Origin of the sequence: Aeromonas cavernicola, from assembly GCF_002795305.1 — a bacterium.
GTDB lineage: Bacteria > Pseudomonadota > Gammaproteobacteria > Enterobacterales > Aeromonadaceae > Aeromonas > Aeromonas cavernicola.
Map to the genome: position 1 here is coordinate 35,368 of NZ_PGGC01000093.1, position 6,962 is coordinate 42,329.

The following is a 6,962-nucleotide window of genomic DNA, read 5'->3' on the forward strand; positions in this document are numbered from 1 at the left end:
CGGATTAAGGAGAAGCTTGGGTCACATCAGCCATCGCTAGTCCGTACGCCGTAAGCCTCTCAGGCTGTGATTATCTCACTTCACCTCGCGATCTTGTTATCGCCATCGGTACGCTGCTATCTCAGCAAGGTGTGTAGCAAATAAACCACTGCCCAACCCAACCCAACCCAACCCAACCCAACCCAAATAGAACCCTAACCCGTCACGCCAGCAATAAGCCTGTGCAGCAGCTATCACGGCGGTGGCTGGATGAGGAGATAGTGGGTGAAATCAGCACAACATGCTGATTTCACCCACTGCGATTGATCAATCTAACGCAGCAACGAGACCTAAGAACGTTGGCAACCTTGTTGCCGATGCCCGCCATCACGACAAACGGAGTAGCTCAGCGGTGATTTGCTCCAACAGCTGTTGCCACCCTTGACCAAGCTCACTGACCAACACGTTATAGCCATCGTCAGGCAAGACCCGCACCAGCTGGAAAGGGACATCCCGCAATACCGCCCCGTTTTGATCCTGTAGTCGCCAGCGCCCACTGATTACTGCTCGACCATCATGGCGCCCTTGGAATTGGGTTACCTGAATGGATAACACTGGCCCCTCGCGGGCACTGTCTTGACGTACAACCCAGCCCGGCAATCGGTTAGATAGCCCATTTAGGGTCAGTTGATTGAGTTGACCATCCAGCGAACCGGCCCAGCGATGGTATTCCGCGAAATGGAGCTCTTTTCCTTCCAGCTGATAGACCAGACTAATGCGATCAAGCTGTCCGGAGAGACTTATTGGTTTTAAAACCAATTGGTGCTGTGGCTGCAACGGTAAGTGATGACTCACCGCATTATCTGCCTCTAACGAATAGTAATGCAGGCTCGGCTGACTGCTACAACCGACCAACAGCAACAGTAGGCCCAGATTTAAGAGCTGTTTTTTCATGGTTTGCCTCGTTTGGGTTCTGGGTCAAGAGGATGCGCCCGATCGAAAATTAACGAGCTGGGTTGCTCGTTAAGAGACTGCACCAGCGGCTGTAACTCACGCATCAGTTGATTAAGGGTCTGCACCGATTGACGCAATTCCTGATTCGTTTGTGACTGTTCGTCATAGCTTTGCAGCGTCTCTTGTAGTTGCTTGAGGCTCTGATGAAGAGACGTGGGCAACTGCTGAGTCGCACTGTTACCCGTCAATTTACTCAGGTTGGCACTGACCGCACTGATGTTCTTCAACGTACCATCCAAAGTGGACAGTGAGCTGTTCACTTTACTCAGGGTCGTGGCGATATCCATGTCGACAAACTTATCGAGGATCATATTGACCTTGCGTTCAATCTGATCGAGACCGGCTTGTACGGTGGGAAACACTTGATAACCCGCTAACTTAGTGAGCTCAGCTTGTGGTGCCTGTGGGTAGAAGTTCAGATCGATAATCTTGCCCCCAGTTAACAGGCTAGAGGTCTTCAGACTGGCCCTTAGCCCCTCTTTAAACTGCTTGCTAAACAGGGTGCGCCACTGCTCTTTTTCCGCTTTCGCGTAACGATGGGAGAGACGCTGCACTTCGATACGCGCTAGCACCGGGATTTGCCGATTCTGAAAGACCCGAACACTCTTCTCCTCAATAAGATAAGGGGCCGAGATCACAGTCCCAACGCGAATCCCCCGATATTGCACCGCAGCCCCAGGATGGAGGCCCGCTACGTTGTCATCGAATAAAAAGACATAATCAATGAACTGATCAAGGCTACCCGCGAGCACGCTCGCCTCATCTTCAAACAGGGTAAATTCTTCTTGCTGCTTGACCGATTCACCTGGTGACCAGCCGGGGGGCAGCCCCATTGAAATACCGCCATCGATCAGGCTCTCTAGTGAATCCATCTTCACTTTCATCCCCTCGCTGCTCATGGAAACCTCAATCCCAGGGGTTAACCAAAAACGGGAGTTAGTATTCACCAGCATGTCATAAGGAGCCTTGATGAAGACCTGATAGCGCATTTCACTTTTTTCTGGGAGAAACTTAGCCTCTTCTATTTGGCCAATGGTATAGCCCTGATAGTGAATGGGAGCCCCCTCCCCGAGCGCTCGGGTCTCATGGCTTGAGAGTACCAGTCGAATACCTTTGGCATCTAAAGAGGCAAGAGGGGGCTTATCCAGCATGGTGTACTGGTCACGAGCCTTGCCCTTTTTACCTGGCGACAGCTCAATGTAGGCACCAGAGAGCAGCGTCCCGAGCCCCGATACCCCTTCCCGCCCGACTCTTGGCTTTACCACCCAAAATTGACTATCGCTCTTGAGCATATCGGCAGCACCGTTAGTCAGGCGCCCACGCAGTACCGCATGGCTGTAATCATCGCTTAGCTCAACGGTTTCGATACGGCCGACGTCAACCTCTCTGGAGCGGATAGCCGTTTTGCCAGCCACAATCCCCTCGGCAGTATTGACGGTCAGAGTGAAGCTGGGGCCTTGAGAATACCAGTGTTGGAACAGCATCCAGATGCCGATGAACAATGCTAACAATGGCACCATCCAGATTGCGGCAGCCGAGCTCAGAAAATCAGAACCGGGTTTCCACCTTTTTTTGCGCTCACTCACGTTCGCGTTCTCCTTGTTGTAGATCCCAGATCAAGCGGGGGTCAAAAGTCATGGCAGCTATCATGGTGATTAATACGACACCGGCGAAGGCTACCGCAGCAGGGCCGGGATAAATGGTCATGAGATTATCGAGTCGGATCAGACCGGCTAGTATGGCCACGACAAAAACATCGATCATTGACCAACGACCGACAAACTCGGTCATTCGGTACAATTTGAGCTTACCAAGCGGGGAGTCGATATGGTTACGCTGCACCATGTAACAGAGCCAAAATAACGCCATTATCTTTACCAGCGGCACCACGACACTGGCAAAAAAGATAACTGCAGCAATGGGATAGGAGCCCATGGCCCACAGTAGAACTACCCCACCGAGGATAGTGGAAGGGCTGTCATCACCGAGAAACACGGTGTCCATGATCGGATAAAGATTGGCTGGAATATAAAGAATACTGGCGGTGAGTAGTAGCGCCCAAGTGCGATTAAGACCGCCGGGCTTACGGCTATGTAAGTGGCTACCACAGCGAGAGCAAAGGTGCTCGTGCGCGTCACTCAAGGCCCCACACACATGACAGCCGACTAAACCGCACGCCATGGCGCTGGCATCTGAGGTTACTTCACGAGCAGGGGTTGGGCCAAACAAACGCTGCCACAGCCACATTCGATCCAAGGAGGCCATCATCTTAATAAGCATCAGGGTATAACCAACAAATGCCCAAAATGAGAGCCCCATCTTGATATCTGCCATGCTCATAAGCTTGACCAGTGAAATCAACACGCCAACCAGAAACACATCCACCATTAGCCACGGCTTAATACGACACAACAGCCGACCGAGGGAGCGCAAAGCATGGCTGTGGAGCTCTTTATCTACCCGCCACAATACCAGCATGATCGAGCCGATATAGACCAGCGGCAACCCAATCAGGGTCAGACTTAATAGTGCCCCAAGAAACAGATAACCTTGGTCAACCAAGGTCGAGATACATTGGATGAAACTCATCTCCTGCCCCACCCCTTTGGTGGAAAAGGACATAAACGTAAAGCTGTTGGCGAGCACAAACATAATCAGTGCCGCAATCCCATACGCGATAGGTTGCCTTTCAGGGTGAGCGAGATGACGACTTAAGGTGTGGCCACAGCGAGGACAGCAGCTATCTTGACCAACTGCCAACGCGGTAGCAGGGATAAGCAGATCGCACTCTTCGCAGGCGGTGGCATCATGGGTATAAAAGGTGTGCTGTTCGGATGAAACCGGATGCAAGGTCAAATTCCTAAATGAGGCCCGTCGAGAGCATGACGCGACAATTATTACAGTAGTCGCAGTCAGCGGCCAGCCTCCATCTTCTCACAAGCGGCCAGTCAACGAGAATGACTTTGACAACTAGGTAGTCATTTAGCACAATCAAACGCCACTTTTCTCCGCGGGACAATAATTTATGACAACTGAATCCCCAAGCTACTCGACGATTGAGCAAGCCTTCTCCCTCGGGAATGGCCAAGATGCAGCCCTCAACTGGTTACGCAAAAATCACAGTCAGGTTGCGATCTTTCTGGTCAGTGGGATCAAGCTAGAAGGGACCATCAGTGGTTTCGATCAATACAGCGTCCTACTCACCGATGCCCATGGCAATCAGCAGTTAGTGTACAAAGCAAAAATCTCAACCATCGCCATGCACAGTGGTCGCACTGCCCTTAATGCTCAGCGGGCACGCAAGCCAAGAGTCGCCATGACGCCACGCCCTCATGGCGCAACAAACCGCTATGATGATAACCAAGGTGGCAATAACCGCGATTAGTTGAGCCAATCAACGCAATCGGTGTAACAACCCACGAACACGTCTATTTTCCAGCAAAAAGAGTGTGTCGTGGGTCAGCAAAACCATCAGCAACAACCTGAATCTCTCCTTCTTTTAGCAAACTATCCTACTCAGCCACCCACCACCTCTTTCAGCCCTTATCGACCCCTTAGCACGATGCTTAGAAATCCAAGCTGATCATAATAGGTGGTTTACAACAGGCTAAAGACGATGGGGAACAACACGAAAAACGATTCGTTCAAATAAATCTCACCTATTTTCATTCTTTATCGACTAACAGAAGAATCCTATGTGCCTTCTCGAAGTGATCGAGCTTGTGGGTCTGGATCCACCAAGTCGCGGCCTCCATCAACAAATCTGGATCGTCATTACGATTGGCAAAAAAAGCATAAAACGAGAGTCCGACCGCCCCCCCCCTTCTGCGCGATTTTTTGCTGGCATACCTGAATGATTTTTTGTTTGAGCGACTCACGCATTGTGGCAATCCCGTCTTATCTATCTCGTGCTAAGACGTCTCGTTAGCACACAAGAAGGGCTCCCTACTCGGGAACCCGTTTCACATAACAACAGGCAGGCCGCTCATCAGGAGAGCGCCAACCCGATGGAGAGCAGCAGGCTGAACAGAAACGCGCTGATGGAGGTTTTCTTCAAGGCACCGGTCAGCACCTCGCCATCGTAGTTCTCGCGCAAGGTGCGGGCCGCATCGGTCAACGGCTTGATTGCGGGTAAAAAGATCCACAACCAGACGCTGGCTGGCTGCAACAAAATGAAAATAATGGTGACCAATAACGCCGTGCCCAGCAGGACCCAGTGATAGGCGATGGCACGGCGGCGGCCAAAACGCACCGCCAGGGTGATCTTACCGCTGGCGGCATCGGTCTCGATGTCGCGCACATTATTGATATTGAGTACAGCGGTCGCCAGCAAACCACAGGCGGTGGCAGGCAGCAGCAGATCCCACGCCAACGCATGGGTAAACAGATAGTAGGAGCCGAGTACCCCGAGCAGGCCGAAGAACAGAAACACCGAGATATCGCCAAACCCGCGATAGCCGTACGGAGTCTGGCCAACGGTATAGGTCACCGCCGCGACGATGGCCGCGCCACCTAGCGCCACAAATGCCAAAATCTGCAGCCACTGGCCACCGAAAGCATAGCCAAGCAACAGTAGGCCGCTGGCTACCGCCGCCAGCGCGGTCAGCGCCATCGCCACGCACATCTGCTGCTTGCTGATAAGGCCGGATACCACCGCCCGCTGCGGGCCGATCCGCGCACCGTTGTCGGCACCGGAGACCGCATCGCCGTAATCGTTGGCCAGATTGGAGAGGATCTGCAGCAAGATAGCGGTCAGTAGCGAGAGCGCCATAATGGTGCCATCAAAGGCACCGCGGCTGGCGGCCAAGCCAGTGCCGAGCAAAATGGAAGAGCAGGCCAGCGGCAATGTTCGTAAACGCGCAGCCAGCAACCAAATAGCGAGGATATTTTTCATATTGTGATGGCCAAACAATCAGATCTTGATCGGGTTAAGGGTTATCGAAAGGTATTTCGGTATAATCGCCCTCCAAAGAGAGCGGCACCCTAGACGATTTGCACGGATGAATGGCCAGCAATATATAGGAAATCAACGTTCTTTGGCATCAACCCACTGAAACCGGCGCAGGTATCAGCGTAATCCTACGCAATCCCTCCCGGATCGGTCGTTACTATTCGGCTCAGATAAGAATCCATGTTGGCTCCGACTCATATCAAGCAACAACTGGACGCCCTGCGTCACAGCGAGATCAGCGGTTTTGTGCGGCTACGAGTGGCGCTCGAAGTCCACTCTTTTCTAGGCTGGCTCGCCGCGCAACCCCTCTATCCCCGCATCTATTGGCACGCTCGTGGCCAGCAGAGTCCCGAATATGTCGCGCTAGGAGCCATTCACGAGCTAGCCGCGCCGGAAGAGATACGCCAAGTCTGCACCAACACCGCCCAATCCAACGACGACAGCCCCCGCTACTATGGCGGACTGGCGTTCGATCCGGCCCAATCCGGCTGGCAAGGGTTTGGCCCCTGCCGTTTCGTACTGCCCCGCATCGAGCTGGTGCGCCGTGGCGAGTGCGTCAGCCTCTGCCTCAACCTCTGGCTGGATGACGACAATCTCGAGGCCGAACTGCAGGCGGCCGAAGCCGCCCTCGACGCCCTGCAACCAGAAGCCCCGCTGCCCGCCCTGCAAAAACAGCCGTGGCAGCGCCAGGATTGCCCCGGCCCCGCCCAGTGGCAGACGCTGGTAGAGCGCGTCACCGCCCCTGATTTTCAGGCGCACACCCCCAAGGTGGTGCTGTCGCGGGAGAGCATACTGACCAGTCCAAACCATGATGCAGATATCAACCCCTGGGCCATGCTCGACCAGTGGGCCCGCCACGCTCAGGACTGCTTCCACTTCGGTTTTCAATTCTCCCCTGAGCAGGCCTTTATCGCCTGCTCCCCCGAGCGGCTCTATCGCCGGGAAGGGAGCCACCTCTTTAGCGAGGCACTGGCGGGCACCATCCGCCGCCCCGGCGATGAAAAGGTTGATGCACAAC

At 53.6% G+C, this 6,962-nt stretch carries 6 protein-coding genes and 1 pseudogene; 2 read left to right on the plus strand and 5 right to left on the minus strand.

The features are described from left to right. Positions 1–366 precede the first annotated feature (366 nt). Genes CUC53_RS10805 through CUC53_RS10815 form a run of 3 tightly spaced genes read right to left on the minus strand, consistent with a single transcriptional unit; the run spans position 367 to position 3,843 of the window. Positions 367–933: a PqiC family protein gene (locus CUC53_RS10805; RefSeq protein WP_100294173.1), complete on the minus strand. Its 567-nt coding sequence runs from the start codon at positions 931–933 to the stop codon at positions 367–369. Further along, a complete protein-coding gene (gene pqiB / locus CUC53_RS10810) occupies positions 930–2,579 on the minus strand; it encodes an intermembrane transport protein PqiB (RefSeq protein WP_100294174.1) in 1,650 nt (549 codons plus the stop codon). Before pqiB ends, CUC53_RS10805 begins: the two co-directional genes overlap by 4 nt. Then, positions 2,572–3,843: a paraquat-inducible protein A gene (locus CUC53_RS10815; RefSeq protein ID WP_100294175.1), complete on the minus strand. Its 1,272-nt coding sequence runs from the start codon at positions 3,841–3,843 to the stop codon at positions 2,572–2,574. Before CUC53_RS10815 ends, pqiB begins: the two co-directional genes overlap by 8 nt. Before the next feature lie 175 nt (positions 3,844–4,018). On the opposite strand from CUC53_RS10815, the gene hfq reads away from it, so the two are divergent. Then, positions 4,019–4,378: an RNA chaperone Hfq gene (hfq, locus tag CUC53_RS10820; RefSeq protein ID WP_100294176.1), complete on the plus strand. Its 360-nt coding sequence runs from the start codon at positions 4,019–4,021 to the stop codon at positions 4,376–4,378. A gap of 280 nt (positions 4,379–4,658) precedes the next feature. On the opposite strand, the pseudogene CUC53_RS19255 reads toward hfq, so the two are convergent. Together CUC53_RS19255 and CUC53_RS10830 are read right to left on the minus strand one after the other, a co-directional pair. Next, positions 4,659–4,875, minus strand: a pseudogene (locus tag CUC53_RS19255) (DUF6500 family protein). 106 nt (positions 4,876–4,981) lie between these two features. Beyond that, complete coding sequence (locus CUC53_RS10830; protein WP_167386738.1) at positions 4,982–5,887, minus strand: 1,4-dihydroxy-2-naphthoate polyprenyltransferase; 906 nt, start codon at positions 5,885–5,887, stop codon at positions 4,982–4,984. A gap of 237 nt (positions 5,888–6,124) precedes the next feature. Here CUC53_RS10830 and CUC53_RS10835 point away from each other — a divergent pair. Then, positions 6,125–6,962: chorismate-binding protein (locus tag CUC53_RS10835; RefSeq protein WP_201796751.1), on the plus strand; the 838-nt coding region annotated here is incomplete at its 3' end.